Here is a 15,631-nt window from a genome sequence, read left to right as displayed (position 1 = left end):
CGAGTCCCGCCGGGACTGGGTTGCGCAGACGGTCGAGGACGGTGTCTACAGGCGGGGCGCGGTCGACGTCGGGCGCACGAAGCGGCTCGGCAAGGCGAAATGCTTCACGGATGTAACGTAACGCCGGGGTAAAACGCGGGCTGCGTTTCTGTCGGCTGACGGCCGAAACGTGTCGGCCTGCGCGTTCCGCCCGCGCCTGCCGTGCGTTCGCTGGCGGGAAACGTCGATACGGGACGACCTCCGTTGGGCGGCGGAAACCGGCGGCGAATGCGCCGGATGTTTCATAACCGAGACGGTTTCACGTATGGCGATTCGATTGGCGTGGTCATCAAACTGGCCCAGCGAATTGCGGCCCAACTGTCCATGGGCAGACCGCGCGCGATTGCCAACAATCTCCGAACCAACCCTGCGAGATTCGACATGAGCGTCCACGCCTTCTTCTCGGCCAACCTGCTGCTGGCCTACACGGCCTATTTCATCGGTACGGCCAGCCCGGGGCCGAGCAATCTCGCGATCATGTCGGTCGCCGCAAACCAGGGCCGCAAGGCGGCGCTGGCGTTCGCGCTCGGCGTCATTTCGGGGTCGATGTTCTGGGCGACGGTGGCGGCGCTCGGCGTGTCGGCCGCATTGCTCGCGTGGTCGAAGCTGCTGGTCGCGATCAAGATCTTCGGCGGGCTGTACCTGCTGTGGCTCGCATTCAAGTCGGGGCGCACGGCGCTGTCGGGTACGGCGGCGGCCTCGCCGAACGCGGCGGGCGAGCAGCGGCTGTCGCGCTTCTACGCGCGCGGCGCGATGCTGCACCTGACCAATCCGAAAGCCATCCTCGTGTGGGTGTCGATCGTCGCGCTGTCGTCGAACGGTGCGGGCGCGTCGCACGGCGCCGTCGTGCCGGGCTGTGTCGTGATCGGGTGCGTGGTGTTCGGCGGCTACGCGCTCGTGTTCTCGATGGACGGCGCGCGCCGGCTGTACGTGCGCGGCCGGCGCGCGATGGAAGCGGGTCTCGCGGTCGTGTTCGGCGTGGCGGGGATCAGGCTGCTGGTGTCGAACGTGTAGCCGCGTGGTGCTCGCTGAAACCTTCCGCCGCATCGAAGCGCGGCGGAAGGTTTCCGCATCGAAGCGGCTTCAGAAAATGAAGCCCGTATTGATGAACTTCGACGTGTGATCCGACACGATCGAGTCGAGCAACTGCTTGCTGCTGTCGGTCTGCTTTGCCGCGACCATCGAGCGGATCGAGAACGCGCGCAGCGCATCGCTCACCGACAGCGTGCCTTCGGCCGAATCCTTGCGGCCCGCGAACGGGAACACGTCGGGCCCGCGCTGGCACTGGCAGTTGATGTTCACGCGGCACACCTGGTTCACGAGCGGATCGACGAGCGCGCCGATTTGCACCGGATCGGAACCGAAGATGCTGACCTGTTGGCCGTGATCCGACGTCGTCACGTAGTCGAGCGCGGTGTCGACGTCGTCGAACGGCGCGACCGGAATGATCGGCCCGAACTGTTCCTCGCGGTACAGCTTCATCCCTTCGGACACCGGGTGCACGACGGCCGGATAGAACAGCGTCTTGCTGAACTCGCCGCCCGAGTGGTTGACGACCTGCGCGCCCTTCGCTTTCGCGTCGTCGATCGCGTCCGTCATGTAGGCCGTGCGATGCATGCCGGGCAGCGGCGTGATGCTGACGCCTTTCTCCCACGGCATGCCGATCTTCAGCTGTTCGAGCGCGGCGGTGAAGCGCTTCAGGAATTCGTCGACGATCGAGCGGTGCACGAGCAGCATCTTCAGCGCGGTGCAGCGCTGGCCGTTGAACGACAGCGCGCCGAGCAGGCATTCCTTCACGGTGAGGTCGAGATCGGCGTCGGGCAGCACGATCGCCGCGTTCTTCGCGTCGAGGCCGAGGATCGCGCGCAACCGGTGCGACTTCGGGTGCTGCTTCTTCAGGTGATCGGCCACCTTGCTCGACCCGATCAGCGCGAGCACGTTGATCTTGCCCGACGCGAGCATGTGCGGCACGACCACCGCGCCCGGCGCGTAGATCGTGTTGATCACGCCCTTCGGGAATGCGTCGCGGAACGCTTCGAGCAGCGGTTCGAACAGCAGCGTGCCGTACTGCGGCGGCTTGAACACCACGGTGTTGCCCATCAGCAGCGCGGGGATCAGCGTCGCGAAGGTCTCGTTCAGCGGATAGTTGTACGGGCCCATGCACAGCACGACGCCGAGCGGCGTGCGGCGGATCTGGCCGATCGTGCCTTCCGCGATCACGAAGCGCGAGTTCGCGTTGTCGAGCTCCTTCAGCGCGTCGATCGTCTGCGTCATGTACGTGACGGTGCGGTCGAACTCCTTCTGCGAATCGGCGAGGCTCTTGCCGATCTCCCACATGATCAGGTTCACGACCAGCTCGCGCTGCGCGACCATCCGCTTGATGAAGTCCTGCATGCACGCGATGCGCTGCTCGACCTTCATCGTCGGCCACTCGCCGCGGCCCGAGTCGTACGCGCGCACCGCGGCGTCGAGCGCCGCGTCGCTTTCCGGCTCGCCCATCACCGGGTAGCTGCCGATCTCGACCTGCTCGACGCTGCCGTCCGCCTGCCGCACGCACACGGGCGACAGCACGGTCTTGGTTGCGCCGTCCCACGGTCGCAACTCGCCGTCGACGAGCGACACGCGCTGGTGGATCGGCGAAGCGAGCCGGAATTCGGCGGGGATGTCTTGATAGGCGGGAAACAGCTGCTGCAGAGAGGCGGAATCGGGCATGACGGTCTCGTTTGACGGGGTGTCCGGGAAGGACGGGCACTGCGAATCCTGAGCTGAATGATCCTCGATCCTGAATCGGCATGATGACGCGAGCACGACGGCGCGTCACGCGGGAACCTGGCCGAATCAGCGATTGAAACCAGTTCCATTAAAAAGGAACGCCGACGCGAATGCAAGATTTGCCGAATCGACTCGCGTGCATCGTAAGCGTCCAGAAAGACTGTTACCGAATGGCCGGTATAACGCGTTGGGTGCAACCGCAAACGTTTCACTCCGGCCGATTTGGGCGGATAATGGCGCCGCGTGGCGAAGAAAAAAATGAAGCGAGCCTGAGAGAGCAGACGTAGTGAACAACAGAAGAAGGTCCGCCGCGCTGCCGATGCGAGGTCGGCTGCCCGGAGCGCCGGGTCGGGGTTGCCCGGCTCGGCGCGCACCGGACCTCGAATGCGTGCCGCCTGCTTCACCGGATCCTTCGTGATCCTCTCGAATCTCTTCGTAGCCGTGTTCCGAATCCCCCCTTCTGCGTGACCGTTTTCGAACGATGCGCACAATGCGCACGATGACCTGTACCTCACTGCCCATGATCCGGAAAGCGATCGATGTGTCGAGCTTGAACAGTCGCGCCCGCGCGCTGTGTCTGATGTTGCTGGCATGCGGTTCGGCCGCAGCGGGCGCGCAGGCGGTGCCGGTGTCGGCCGACGCCGAGCCGGAGTGCCATGCGGTGCATGTCGGGCGGACGATCGCGTTGTCGGGCAGTTATGCGCTCGACTACGGCGACGAATCGATCGGGCCGGACGTGTGGTTCGAAGAGGACGACGCATCGGCGCGGCGCTTGCCGGACCGTTCGCGACGCGCGGGTGTGATCGTTTTCACGAATCAGCGCGATGCGACGCGCGGGCTGCGGCTGCCGAACGTGCAGCCAGACGGCGTGTGCCGGTTCGACGGGCGCGCGACGATCGTGATCCGCGATCTGTATACGGCGTGTCCGGGGCTCGAAACGCCCGATCGCGCGAGGCTGGTGAAGGTCGTCGCGGCTGGTCTGCCGACGCGGCACGCCTGCGATGCCGCCGCACCGTGACCTGAAACGGCCGCGCTACTCGACGTCCTCGTCATCCTCCGCGTCGGCGTCATCCGCATCGCGCGCCGGCGCCGCATACGCGCTCGCCTGTTCGAGCAGCCAGCCGCGAAACGATTCCAGCGGCTTGCTGTGGCTGAATTCCGTCGGATACACGAGGTAGTACGCGGAATCGCCGACCGTCGCCGCGTCGCACGGCACGACCAGGCCGAGCTGCTGCAACTGTTCCTCGACGAAGAACTTCGGCACGAGCGCGATCCCGAGCCCGGCCGCGGCCGCGCTGATCAGCATCGTATGCAGTTCGTAGCGCACGCCCTGCATCGTGCGGATGTCCTCGACGCCGTGCGCCTCGAACCACTGTGCCCACGCACCGGGGCGCGTCGTCGAGTGCAGCAGCGGATACGCGAGCAGATCCTCGACACGTTCGACGGGCCTGTCGAGCAGCGCGGGCGAGCAGATCGGCACGACTTCCTCGCCGAACAGGTAGTCGGACGACGTGCCGGGCCAGGTCGGCTTGCCGTAGTGGATCGCGGCCTCGAAGTGCGTGTCCTCGAACGAGAACAGGTCGGTGCGGCTGCCCATGTTCACGCGCACGTCGGGCGTGCGGTCGTAGAAGCTCTTGATGCGCGGGATCAGCCAGTGCGACGCGAACGTCGGCAGCACCGCGAGTTCCAGGTAGCCGCCGCCGCTGCCGTGCGCGATGATCGACAGCGTGTCGCGGTCGAGCGCTTCCAGCGCGCGCCGCACCTGCGTGCCGTACAGCTTGCCGGCCCGTGTCAGCACGACGCGCTGCTTCACGCGTGCGAACAGCCGCACGCCGAGGCTCGCCTCGAGCGTCGCGATCTGGCGCGATACCGCGCTTTCGGTCAGGAACAGCTCCTTGGCCGCGTGCGTGAAGCTCTCGTGGCGCGCGGCGGCTTCGAAAGCCACGAGCGCGCCCATGTTGGGGATCTTGAATTTGCGCATGATGCTCGATTCATCTGACGAACGGGGCCGCGCCACGCGGGGGCGGAGGGCGGGCGAAGGGCGGTCAATAATTCCAAAAACTCATCACGTGTCAATTTAATCTCGCTTTACGCCCGGCTGCAACCCTTTGAATAATGCTCTCCACGCAAGGTCAGGCGCCCGATGGGCCGCCGGCCGACGAGTTGCCGGCACGTTTGCCGGCGGTCCCCCGAGACGAGAATCCTGATGCGCAATCCGAATATCGAGAGCTTGCTGACGAAGCTGCTGGGACAGGCGAAGACCGACGCCCTGTTCTCGACCCTGAACATGCCGGCCATCCTCGAAGAATGGGAAGACGGCGTCGTGACGCGCGCGGAAATCGCGCAGGCGATGAACATGGCGCTGTTCGAGGGGCTGCTCGAACGTTCGGCGAACGGCCGTGCGTACACGGCCGACGCGATCGAAAGCGGCGGCTCGGTCTATTTCGATCACGGCGCGCTGCGCACGGTGCGCTGGCCGCACACGGGCGCGCTGCCGCCGGGCGAGGCCGCGTTCACGCGCATCCTGCGCCCGCTCGGCTTCCGCCTGAACGGCCGTTACCCGCTCGACAAGCTCGGCATGACGGGCCGCGCGTATGCGCATGAAGACGCACCGGACGAGATCGCGCAGTTCTTCGTCAGCGAACTGCATCCGGAGCGTTTCTCGAAGGAATTCCAGCAGGCCGTGACGAACGTCGTGAGCTCGTCGCGCGATCCGCTGTCGCCGGCGGCCGTTGCGCTGCTGTGGGAAGTCGAGCGCGAAGGCTGGCTGTCGCTCGACGCCGCGCACGCGCTGCTGCCGGAGATCGTCGGCGCCTTCGCGCGCCAGCACGACCTGCCGAACGAACTCGACTACGAAACGCTGCTGATGGAATCGGCGGAGATGGCGTGGATCTCGACCGAAGGCAACGCGTTCAATCATGCGACCGATCGCGTGACCGACGTGTTCAAGCTGTCCGACGACGAGAAGGCGAAGGGCCGGCCGATGAAACCGGAAGTCGAGCGCTCGCGCTCGGGCCGCGTGTTCCAGACCGCCTATCGCGCGGATACCGTCGAGCGCGAATTCCGCACGCGCGACGGCGGCACGGTGAAGCGCAACGTGCCGGGCTCGTTCTACGAGTTCATCACGCGCAAGCGCACGTTCGACCAGGCGGCGCGCCGCTGGGTGACCGACCTGCGTTTCGATGCGGGCAACGCGCAGGGCATCTTCAAGATGACGGCGAACGCGACGAAGTGACGGGGCGGAGCGGGCGGTGATGCGGCGGCGGCATGATTGCCGCGTGCGTACCGATCCGCAGCTCCGGATGTCGCGAGTCGATCGGGCGGGGCGCGTAGGCGCACCGCCCGATTGCGTTTGGCGGCGGCCGAAGCACGGCGGGTCGCAGGCCCGTCGAGGTACGGGCCGCGCGCTTTCCGCACATCGGAACTTGATGACAAATCCTCACAACATAGTTCCGATAATTCGTTTGCTGCACGGGTATTGGCTACCCACAATCCATTCACCTCTTTCGCGGTGAAAGGTTCTTCGGAGACGGAACCACGGTGATCGGCTGGCCGGATCGGCGCCTTCCATGAATGGCGCTCGGGCGGCGGACGAAATCACCGGCACGCAGGAGGTCGCCGACGCGCGGCAGTCGCGCGTTGCATCCCGACCCACAGAAGAAGGACTGCCATGACGTTCCGCATTCGTTCGCTTTCCGGCGTCGTTCTGACCGCCGCGATCCTCGCGTTCCAGACGGGCGCGGCCCATGCGCAGGAGACGGTCGTCAAGGTCGGCGTGGCCGGCCCGCTGACGGGCGGCGGCGCCGCGTACGGCAAGGACATCGAGAACGGCGTGCGCATGGCTGTCGACGAAGCGAATGCCGCGCGCACGACGGTGGGCGGCAAGCCCGTGAAGTTCGTCGTCGCGTCGCAGGACGACCAGAGCGATCCGCGCACCGGCGTGCAAGCCGCACAGCAGCTCGCCGATGCGCAGGTGGCTGTCGTGATCGGCCATTTCAATTCGGGCACGACGCTGCCCGCGTCGAAGATCTACGCGAAGGCCGGCATTCCGATGATCACGCCGTCGGCGACCAATCCCGACATCACGCGCGCCGGGCTCGGCACCGTGTACCGCGTGATCGCGACCGACACGCAGAACGCCGGCAACGCAGGGGCCTACGCGGCGAGCGTGACCAAGGCGAAGCGCATCGCGATCCTCGACGATCGCACCGCGTTCGGCCAGGGCGAAGCCGACGAATTCGAGAAGGCCGTGAAGGCGAACGGCGGCACGATCGTCGCGCGCGAATTCACGAACGACAAGGCCGTCGACTTCAGCGCGCAGCTCACGAAGATCAAGAGCACGAATGCCGATCTCGTGTTCTTCGGCGGCCTCGACGCGCAGGCCGCGATGCTCGTCAAGCGCATGCGCCAGCTCGGCATCCGCGCGCAGTTCCTCGCGGGCGGCGGCGTGATGAACGCGAACTTCATCAAGCTGGCCGGCAATGCGGCGGAAGGCGCTGCCGTGTGGGAATACGGGCAGCCGCTGTCGCGTCTCGCGAAGGGCAAGCTGTTCGAAACGAAATTCAAGCAGAAGTACGGCGTCGACATGCTCGCGTATGCGCCGTTCGCGTACGACGCGACGTGGATCGCGATCAATGCGATGCAGAAGGCGAACTCGACGAAGCCGGCCGATTTCAACGGTGCGTTGAAGGGCACGCGCTACGACGGCATCACGGGCACGATCGCGTTCACGAACACGGGCGACCTGAAGAACCCGAGCTCGACGCTGTATGAAGTGAAGAACGCCGCGTGGCAGCCCGTCACGACGAAATCGGCGGATTGAACGCAAGCGCGCGCGGACTTTCGCGGCGATGCCGGACGTGCTGAAATACCGTGAGCGATCGCGGCGCACGCCGGGGCGATCGCTCGGGAAGCCTGCAGACGCGACGCCGCGCGCGACGCGGCACGAACAACCAACGGGTCTGGCCGGGTGGCCGCGCCTTTTACGTGCAACTGGAGTCAGTCGTGAGTTCTCAAGTCGTCATCGTCGGCGGTGGTGTGATCGGCAGCTCGATCGCCTATTTCCTGCGCGCCACCGATCCGACGGTCGCCGTGACCGTCATCGAACGCGACCCCACCTACGCGCGATCGTCGTCGGCGCTGTCGGCCGCGTCGATTCGCCAGCAGTTCTCGACGCCGCTGTCGATCGAGATGTCGCTGTTCGGCATCGACTTCCTGCGCACGATCGGCGAACGGCTCGAAGTGGACGGCAACCGGCCGTCGATCGATTTGCACGAAGGCGGCTACCTGTTCCTCGCGACGCCGGCCGGCGATGCGACGCTGCGCGAGAATCACGCGCTGCAGACCAGTCTCGGCGCGGATATCCGGTTGATGGATCGCGATGCACTGCGCGCGAAGTTTCCGTGGCTGAACGTCGACGATCTCGTGTCTGGCGCGTACGGCGTGAGCGGCGAAGGCTGGTTCGACGGGTATGGGCTCGTGCAGGCGTTGCGCAAGAAGGCGCAGGCGCTTGGGGCGCGTTATGTGGCGGCCGATGTGAAGTCGGTTGGACGCGATGGACGGAAGATCACGCATGTCGTGACGGGCGACGGCGAGCGTTATGCGTGCGACACGCTCGTCAACGCGGCCGGTGCGTGGACGCGCACGCTGTCGTCGATGATGGGCATCGACATTCCCGTGTATGCGCGGCGCCGCAGCATCTTCAACGTGTCGTCGCCGGCAAAGCTCACGGATTGCCCGCTGCTGATCGATCCGACCGGCGTGTATTTCCGGCCGGAAGGGCGCACGTATATCTGCGGGACGTCGCCGAGCCCGGACCGCGACCCGGACGATCTGCCGCTCGACGAAGTCGATCACGACCTGTTCGACGAGGTGATCTGGCCGACGCTCGCGAATCGCGTGCCGGAGTTCGAGGCGCTGCGCGTGGAGAACTGCTGGTCCGGGTACTACGAGTACAACGTGTTCGACCACAACGCGATCATCGGGTATCACCCGGAGCTCGACAACGTCGTGTTCGCGAATGGCTATAGCGGCCACGGGCTGCAGCAGGGGCCGGCGACGGGGCGTGGCGTCAGTGAACTCATTCTGGGCGGGCGTTATGAAACGCTCGACCTGTCGTCGCTCGGCTGGGCGCGAGTGCTGGAAAACCGGCCGATCGTCGAAAAGAACGTCGTGTAGCGCGGCGTAACCGCCCGGTGTGGGGTGGGCGGGATTCTCCTTGTGTCTCAAACCCGTTGGCCCGACTTTGTCGGGCTTTTTTTGTTCCGCGTGTTACCTGGTGCCATAGACTGCGTCGCGCAGATCGACGGTATATTGGCCGTTCATGCCCTCGTAGAGCGTGTTCGAGAGCGACACGACGGTCAGCCCGCGTGCGCGGTCGACGAACCACGAGTGACCATAGACCCCTCCCCAGCGCCACGTGCCCGGCGACTCCGGCGAAGCTGCCGCGTGCGGGTCGCGCAACACCGAAAATCCGATCCCGAAACCTGCGCCGGGCAGGTCCGGCAATTCGAGGTCGCCCGTCTGTACGCGGCCCATCTCGTCGACGAAGGTGGCAGGCAGCAGTGTGCCGCCGCCCGCCCGCAGCGTGTCGAGCACCGTCAGCACGTCGCCGGCGGTGCCGACCATCCCGGCACCGCCCGAGGCGAACGCATGCGCGTCGAGCGCGCGTGACGGCGAGTACGTCACACCGACGGTTCCTTCGAAGATGGGCACGGTCTCGTTTTCGGCGAGTCGATGCGGCTGCGGCGCGTCATTGACGTAGGGTGTCGCGAGCCGTGCGGGATCGACTGCGACGAATGCCGTGTCGCGCGTACCGAGTGGACGGAGCACGAGTGCATCGACGGCGTCGGCGAGCGACGCCCCGCAGACAGCTTCGATCAGCGCGCCGACCACGTCGAGGGCGACCGAATAGTTCCAGTTTGTTCCGGGCGCATACAGCAACGGTGCACTCGCGATCCTGCGTACGTTTTCGGCGAGTGTGATCGACGCGCCATCTAGCCCGTCGGAGACGCCCGCGCGCGCATAGGCGCCGTTCGCGTCGGCTTCCGCAAAGCGATAGTCGAGGCCGGCCGTGTGCGTGAGCAGTTGGCGCACCGTGATCGCCGGCACGCGGCCGTCAGGCAGCGCCGGACGAAAATCGGGCAGCCAGCGGGTGACGTCGTCGTCGAGCGACAGCTTGTGTTGCGCCACGAGCGCCATGGCAGCCGTCGAGACGATCGGCTTCGTCACCGACGCGAGTCTGAACAGCGTGTCCTCGCGCATCGGCGTGCGCGATTCGCGGTCGGCGAACCCGGCCGCGCGGCGATAGACGAGTTCGCCGTTGCGTGCGACCAGTACGACCGCACCCACCAGGCGCTGCGTGTCGAGTTGGCGGGACAGTACCGCGTCGATGCGCTCGGCGAGCGCCGGATCGGTTGACGATTGCTGTGGCGATGCTGGAGAGGAGATCATCAGAGAATCGGTCGTGATGGGGCAGTCGACATGTTAGGCGGCGCGCGCCGACGGTGCCATTAACCCATACTCGGATGAGGGCTACGCGCGCTGCGCTGGCGATCGTTGCTTCCGCGGTTCGCGGGCGGTTGTCGATGACCGGAATTCTCCGAAGCAGACATTCCCGTATCATTTGCCCGATCTGCCGGAATCGCATGGCCCGGCAATCCTGCACAAGTGAGAGAGCTGGCGATGAAGGTCGAGGGAAACTGCCGCTGTAGCGCAATCGAGTACGACGCGACAGCTGGCCCGAGGCGCGCCGGCGTCGCCGCCGTCCGGAAGAGTACCGATCCGCGTGATTACCAGAATGTGCCGGGTATCGCGGCCGTCATGCCGAAAGCGTTTCCCGACGGCTTTGTCGTCGACGCGCATCGGCACACGCGGGCACAACTCGTCTTTACGACGACGGGCATCGCCGAAGTCGTCGCATGCCGGTCGCTGTGGATGATTCCCCCTCATCGCGCACTCTGGATTCCTCCCGACCTTACGCATGCCATGCGCGCGCATGGACAGCTCGAAATGCGGACCGCGTACGTCCATCCGCGCGCATACCCGTCGCAATACCCGAATCGACCGAGACTGGTGGACGTTTCGCCGCTGCTGCGCGAATTGATCATGCGGGCATCGCATTTCCCCGTCGACGCCGATCCCCGTGGGCGCGACGATCTTGTGATCCAGCTCTTGCTTGCTGAAATAGCGTGGTCTCCCGAGCAGCCATTGCGGCTTCCGTCCGGCCAGGATCGGCGTCTTGCCAGGGTGTGCAACGCGATTCTTGCGAATCCGGCCGATCAACGAACACTGACGCAGTGGGCGCATGAAGTCGGCGCATCGAGCAGGACGTTGGCCCGGCTGTTCAACGCCGAAATCGGGCTGTCTTTCAGCCAGTGGCGGCAGCAGGCCCGGATTTCGACCGCGCGTCCGTTGCTGGCATCGGGATGTTCCGTGATCACCGTCGCCGCTGAACTGGGCTACGAAACAACGAGCGCATTCTCGACCGTGTTTCGCCGGTTTACCGGCATGACGCCCAGCGCTTACGCGAAACTGTCCGATTCCGCGTAGCAAACGTCTTTCCAGCGCATGCGGATCAGGGTGAACGTGCTTATCGTGTCGGTCATCGAACCAACTGACCGATTGAGGTAAGCCGACATGACGCGATACGACATCGAATTCCTATCCGAAGGCACGACGCTGCGAGGCTGGTATTACGAGCCGGCGCAGCGCATCACCGATAGGCAAACGTATCCTGCCATCGCGATGGCTCACGGCTTCTCGGGCGTGAAGGAACAATATCTGGACCGTTACGCCGAGGTGTTTGCCGCCCGCGGCTTTGCCGTGCTGCTCTACGATCACCGGAATTTCGGCGCAAGCGATGGGCACCCGCGTCAGGAAATCGACCCGGTGCAACAGAAGCGCGGCTATCGCGATGCGATCAGCTATCTGCTGACACGCCCGGATGTCGATGCCGCACGCATCGGCATCTGGGGAACCAGTTTCAGCGGCGGCCACGTGCTCGAAGTCGCCGCAATCGACCGGCGCGTCAAATGCGTGGTGTCGCAGGTGCCTACGATCAGCGGCTATCAGTCGGCATTGCGTCGCACCCGTTCCGATCTGGTACCGGCGATGCTGGCTCGCTTCGACGAAGACCGCCGGCTGCGATTCGCGGGTGGCCGGCCAGCGATGTTGCCGGCAGTCAGTGCCGATCCAACGGCAGCCTGTGCGATGGCTGGCGCGGATGCCTACCGGTTCTTCACCGAGTCTGCGGCGCGATTTGCCCCGAGCTGGAAAAACGAAGTGACTTTGCGCAGTGCCGAAATGTCCCGCGAAAACGAGCCGGGGCAGTATGTGGACCGCATCTCGCCGACCCCGTTGCTGATGATCGTGGCTGACCAGGACTTTCTGACGCCCACCGACCTTTGCCTCAAAGCGTGGGGAAACGCGCTGGAGCCGAAGCGGTTGCTCCAGATCAACGGAGGACATTTCGCACCGTATATCGAGCGATTCGACGAAACCAGTCAGGCGGCCGTGGATTGGTTCAGGCAGCATCTGTGATCTGCCCACTGCATGTACGAAACCGTCAGGCCGAAGCGAAGCTGCCGAGTACACGCTGCGCAGCGACACGCGCCAACGAACGATGCGTCACCCGTTGCCAGACGACAACGGCCGATGCTTCGTCATCGGAAGTAATACCTGTAATCCGCCATGAAATCTTCTTTTCGGTGACTCGGGCTAGACTGGTCTCGCCTTGTCCCCCCAAGGTGCTGTGATACCTCCGCTCGGCCCGCGCTTTCCGGCGTGGGCCAATTTTTCGAGCGGGCGCTACCGGCAGTCAAACGATCGCCGAGCGAATGCACATTGGAGGAAACGTAGCGTGACAGTACGCCCGACACCCTGTGATGCCGGTTCGCTCATGCTGATACGCATCGTCGCGTTGAGCGCAGCGACTGGCGCAGCCGTAATGACCATTGCGCCGGCGGCTGTCGCGCAAGCCCGCGCACCCGTTAACAGCAGCGTATTCGTGCACCCGTACGACACGGGCGATAGCACGATCAATGACAACTTTCAGTACATCGCGCATCCGCCGCTACGGCAGGTTGCTGCGAGCGAGCCCGCGGCAGTGCGTAGCTCGCACCGAGGCCGCCGCGGACAAGCGGGCGCCGCGAGCGCAACGGGCGGCGGCACGAACAACGCGGCTGCGGTTCCACTGCCGACAATGCCGGCGGCACCTCCATCCGGCACGCCCGATTCGCAATAGTCACTTTTCACGGAATTCCTCCAGACAAGCACGGTGGCTGACGATCGGCCTTCAACTCGATCGAGCGTGTGTGCCGGAGAACCGGCCTGCCGTTGGAAAGAACGTCGCGTCGTGCGGTGCGACCTCCCGGTGAGGGGTGAGCGGGATTCTCCTTGTGTCTCGCTCGTTGGCCCGACTTTGTCGGGCTTTTTTCGTTCTTCGTGGATTTCGGTGCGGTCGCTTGGCGACCCGTTGCAACCGGTCGCTCGCTCGGACATTCGAGGATAGCTAACTTCGTGACCCGATCGTCCGGGCCGCCGATACGCGTCAATTGCGGTACGCATCGGACCGGAACAACCGTGATGACCGCTCCACACTGAGGCCCGCCCTTGGGATTATGATGACGCGGTCGGTAGCCGTGGCTTAGGGCACGATTGCACGGCCTGTTCTGTCAGTTGGCCGGCGCTCGCTTGCCGGCGCTTTCCCGATGCATTTTCCGTAACACGAGGCGGCAATCTTTAGAGCCGCGAGTGGGGCGAACCATGGATCAAGGCGGAGACTTTATCGTGCGCACCATGTCGGCCGGCGAGGTGGCCATGTCGGTCGAATGGGCGGCTGCAGAAGGGTGGAACCCCGGCTGGCATGACCCGCACTGTTTCAGGGAAGCGGACCCGGCCGGTTTCTTCGTCGGCGTTTGGCGCGGCGAGCCGGTCGCGTGCCTCGCCGCCGTCGCCTATGACGAGCGTTTTGGCTTCATCGGTCTCTACATCGTGAAGCCCGGGTTCCGCGGCAAAGGCTTCGGCATGCGGATCTGGCAGCACGGCATGCGTTATCTCGGAGACCGCAACGTCGGTCTCGATGGTGTCGTCGCCCAGCAGGCGAACTACAGGAAGTCCGGGTTTCGGCTCGCGTACCGCAACATCCGCTATCAGGGGCGCGTGAACGGCATCGGGTGCGCGCATGTAGCGTCAGCGGCCGATGTGCCGTTCGAGCAGTTGCTTGCGTACGATCGCCAGTGTTTTCCCGCGGCGCGCGAGCGTTTCGTCTCCGCGTGGATCGCACAGCCGGATGCCGTTGCGCTCGCAACAGTCGACGCCGGCCGTGTCGCCGGATACGGTGTCGTGCGCCGCTGCAAGGCGGGCTGCAAGATCGGCCCGCTCTTTGCCGATGACGCAGGCGTCGCCACCGGGCTGTTTCGCGCGCTGGCGGCGAGCATGCCCGGCGAGGTCATGGTGCTCGACGTGCCGGAAACGAATCCCGCGGCCGTCGCGCTGGCGGAACGGCACGGGATGACGAGCGTCTTCGAAACCGCGCGGATGTACACGAAAGACCCGCCCGCGATCGCGATCGATCGCGTGTTCGGAGTGACGTCGTTCGAACTGGGGTGATGGGGCGGACGGGGCTGCCGTCGATGGCTGCATGTGATGTGGCAACATCGCGATGATCCGTTCAACATGTCGGGGCGCGGGCGAGCCCAACTATCCGAGGGGGAACTCATGTTTGACCACGTCAAATTCGGAGTCAGCGATTTCGCAGCGAGCAAGGCGTTCTTCCTCAAGGCGCTTGAACCGCTTGGCGTGGTAGTCGCGGGGGAGGGGGAGCCTTCGTACGGCGTCGAGCTTTGTCCGCCGGGGCCGTGGCAGCCTTCGTTGTGTCTGTTCCAGACGACGGAGAAGCCCGCGCATCTTCACATCGCATTCAAGGCCGAGAATCGGCGGCAAGTCGACGAGTTCTATCGCGCGGCGCTGGAGGCGGGCGGGAAAGACAATGGCGCGCCGGGGCTGAGGACGCGTTATCACGCGAATTACTATGCGGCGTTTGTCATCGCGCCGGACGGTCACAATATCGAGGTGGTTTGTCACCGGGCTGAGGGGTGAGTCGCTGAACCGAAGCACGAGGCGCCGCCTTCGCTCTATACGCTCGAAGGCGACTGGCGCATCGTGGCCGCGCAGGAACGTGAATCCCTTGTGTCATTATTTCGCCCTTCAGACTAACGCCCGTTCAGAATGGTGAGCAGAAATTTCCCGCTATTGTCGTTCCTCGCCATTTTGATCGGCAGTCTGCTTGCGGGCTGCACGAGCATGGCGTCCGCTCCTCGCTCGGACTTTGACGACTTTCTCGGGCGTATTCGGGGCGTCGTCATGAGCGGCCGGCTATCCGACACAACCTACGTCGCAAGCAAGTTGGGCTGCGGTGTGGAGGTATTGAACGATCCCCTTCGCCCTGAAGGCGCTGAGATACACGACTATGTGCTGTATGACTGCCCCTCTCCCGTCAGCAAGGGGGAGCGTGCCATTACGCTGTATGGCACCCGCGGCCCGGATGGCAAGACGAAGGGCGCCTACATTGACTTCAACGCCTTTGATTGGGACAAACTTCCGCCGAAAGCGGAAGTGATGTCGATTGCCACTCGCCGATTCGGTCAACCAAAGTGCAAAGACGAGATGCGTGAGGGAACTCGGTTCACGTACTGCAGTTTTGCGCCGTCAGAACAGCTTCCAGTAGGCATTGGCCTGATGTATCAGAATGGCGATCTGTTTCTCGGTTTGAGTATTTGGGGTTATGACTGATTCGACAATCTGCAGAAATCACCGGATG

The 15,631-nt window shown here is 64.7% G+C and carries 13 protein-coding genes; 10 read left to right on the top strand and 3 right to left on the bottom strand.

Annotated elements, in window-relative coordinates:
* The first annotated feature begins 420 nt into the window (after positions 1 to 420).
* Positions 421 to 1,053 (top strand): LysE family translocator, encoded by a 633-nt coding sequence (locus JYG32_RS25865; protein WP_213265500.1) that lies wholly within the window; start codon positions 421 to 423, stop codon positions 1,051 to 1,053.
* A gap of 69 nt (positions 1,054 to 1,122) precedes the next feature.
* On the opposite strand, the gene JYG32_RS25860 is transcribed toward JYG32_RS25865, so the two are convergent.
* The gene (locus JYG32_RS25860; RefSeq protein WP_213265499.1) at positions 1,123 to 2,751 is read right to left on the bottom strand and encodes an NADP-dependent glyceraldehyde-3-phosphate dehydrogenase; all 1,629 of its coding nucleotides are present in this window, start codon (positions 2,749 to 2,751) and stop codon (positions 1,123 to 1,125) included.
* A 610-nt stretch (positions 2,752 to 3,361) separates the two neighbouring features.
* Here JYG32_RS25860 and JYG32_RS25855 point away from each other — a divergent pair.
* Positions 3,362 to 3,829 (top strand): hypothetical protein, encoded by a 468-nt coding sequence (locus JYG32_RS25855; RefSeq protein WP_213265498.1) that lies wholly within the window; start codon positions 3,362 to 3,364, stop codon positions 3,827 to 3,829.
* A gap of 15 nt (positions 3,830 to 3,844) precedes the next feature.
* Here JYG32_RS25855 and JYG32_RS25850 read toward each other — a convergent pair whose 3' ends face one another.
* Positions 3,845 to 4,792 carry a LysR family transcriptional regulator gene (locus JYG32_RS25850; RefSeq protein WP_174378336.1) on the bottom strand — a complete coding sequence of 316 codons (948 nt, stop codon included), beginning with the start codon at positions 4,790 to 4,792 and terminating at the stop codon, positions 3,845 to 3,847.
* Between the two features lie 225 nt (positions 4,793 to 5,017).
* Between JYG32_RS25850 and JYG32_RS25845 the strand changes: the two genes are divergently transcribed.
* From JYG32_RS25845 to JYG32_RS25835, 3 genes are all read left to right on the top strand, one after another.
* Entirely contained in the window at positions 5,018 to 6,046 is a 1,029-nt protein-coding gene (locus JYG32_RS25845) for a DUF1338 domain-containing protein (RefSeq protein WP_174378335.1), read from the top strand.
* Between the two features lie 435 nt (positions 6,047 to 6,481).
* Positions 6,482 to 7,633, top strand: a complete 1,152-nt coding sequence (locus JYG32_RS25840; protein ID WP_213265497.1) for a branched-chain amino acid ABC transporter substrate-binding protein — start codon at positions 6,482 to 6,484, stop codon at positions 7,631 to 7,633.
* A 182-nt stretch (positions 7,634 to 7,815) separates the two neighbouring features.
* Positions 7,816 to 8,988: an NAD(P)/FAD-dependent oxidoreductase gene (locus tag JYG32_RS25835; RefSeq protein WP_213265496.1), complete on the top strand. Its 1,173-nt coding sequence runs from the start codon at positions 7,816 to 7,818 to the stop codon at positions 8,986 to 8,988.
* Between the two features lie 93 nt (positions 8,989 to 9,081).
* Here the strand turns inward: JYG32_RS25835 and JYG32_RS25830 are convergent, their stop codons facing one another.
* The gene (locus tag JYG32_RS25830) at positions 9,082 to 10,263 is read right to left on the bottom strand and encodes a serine hydrolase domain-containing protein (RefSeq protein WP_213265495.1); all 1,182 of its coding nucleotides are present in this window, start codon (positions 10,261 to 10,263) and stop codon (positions 9,082 to 9,084) included.
* 231 nt (positions 10,264 to 10,494) lie between these two features.
* On the opposite strand from JYG32_RS25830, the gene JYG32_RS25825 reads away from it, so the two are divergent.
* From JYG32_RS25825 to JYG32_RS25805, 5 genes are all read left to right on the top strand, one after another.
* Positions 10,495 to 11,361, top strand: coding sequence for an AraC family transcriptional regulator (locus JYG32_RS25825; protein ID WP_213265494.1), 867 nt, complete (start codon positions 10,495 to 10,497; stop codon positions 11,359 to 11,361).
* An 87-nt stretch (positions 11,362 to 11,448) separates the two neighbouring features.
* Positions 11,449 to 12,351, top strand: coding sequence for an alpha/beta hydrolase (locus JYG32_RS25820; RefSeq protein WP_213265493.1), 903 nt, complete (start codon positions 11,449 to 11,451; stop codon positions 12,349 to 12,351).
* Positions 12,352 to 13,575: 1,224 nt separating this feature from the next.
* Positions 13,576 to 14,421, top strand: coding sequence for a GNAT family N-acetyltransferase (locus JYG32_RS25815; protein WP_213267478.1), 846 nt, complete (start codon positions 13,576 to 13,578; stop codon positions 14,419 to 14,421).
* Between the two features lie 108 nt (positions 14,422 to 14,529).
* A complete protein-coding gene (locus JYG32_RS25810; protein WP_213265492.1) occupies positions 14,530 to 14,910 on the top strand; it encodes a VOC family protein in 381 nt (126 codons plus the stop codon).
* A gap of 153 nt (positions 14,911 to 15,063) precedes the next feature.
* A complete protein-coding gene (locus tag JYG32_RS25805) occupies positions 15,064 to 15,603 on the top strand; it encodes a hypothetical protein (protein ID WP_213265491.1) in 540 nt (179 codons plus the stop codon).
* Positions 15,604 to 15,631 lie beyond the last annotated feature (28 nt).

It is taken from the genome of Burkholderia pyrrocinia, assembly GCF_018417535.1.
Taxonomy (GTDB): domain Bacteria; phylum Pseudomonadota; class Gammaproteobacteria; order Burkholderiales; family Burkholderiaceae; genus Burkholderia; species Burkholderia pyrrocinia_E.
This window is presented reverse-complemented; position numbering and strand designations above follow the sequence as displayed.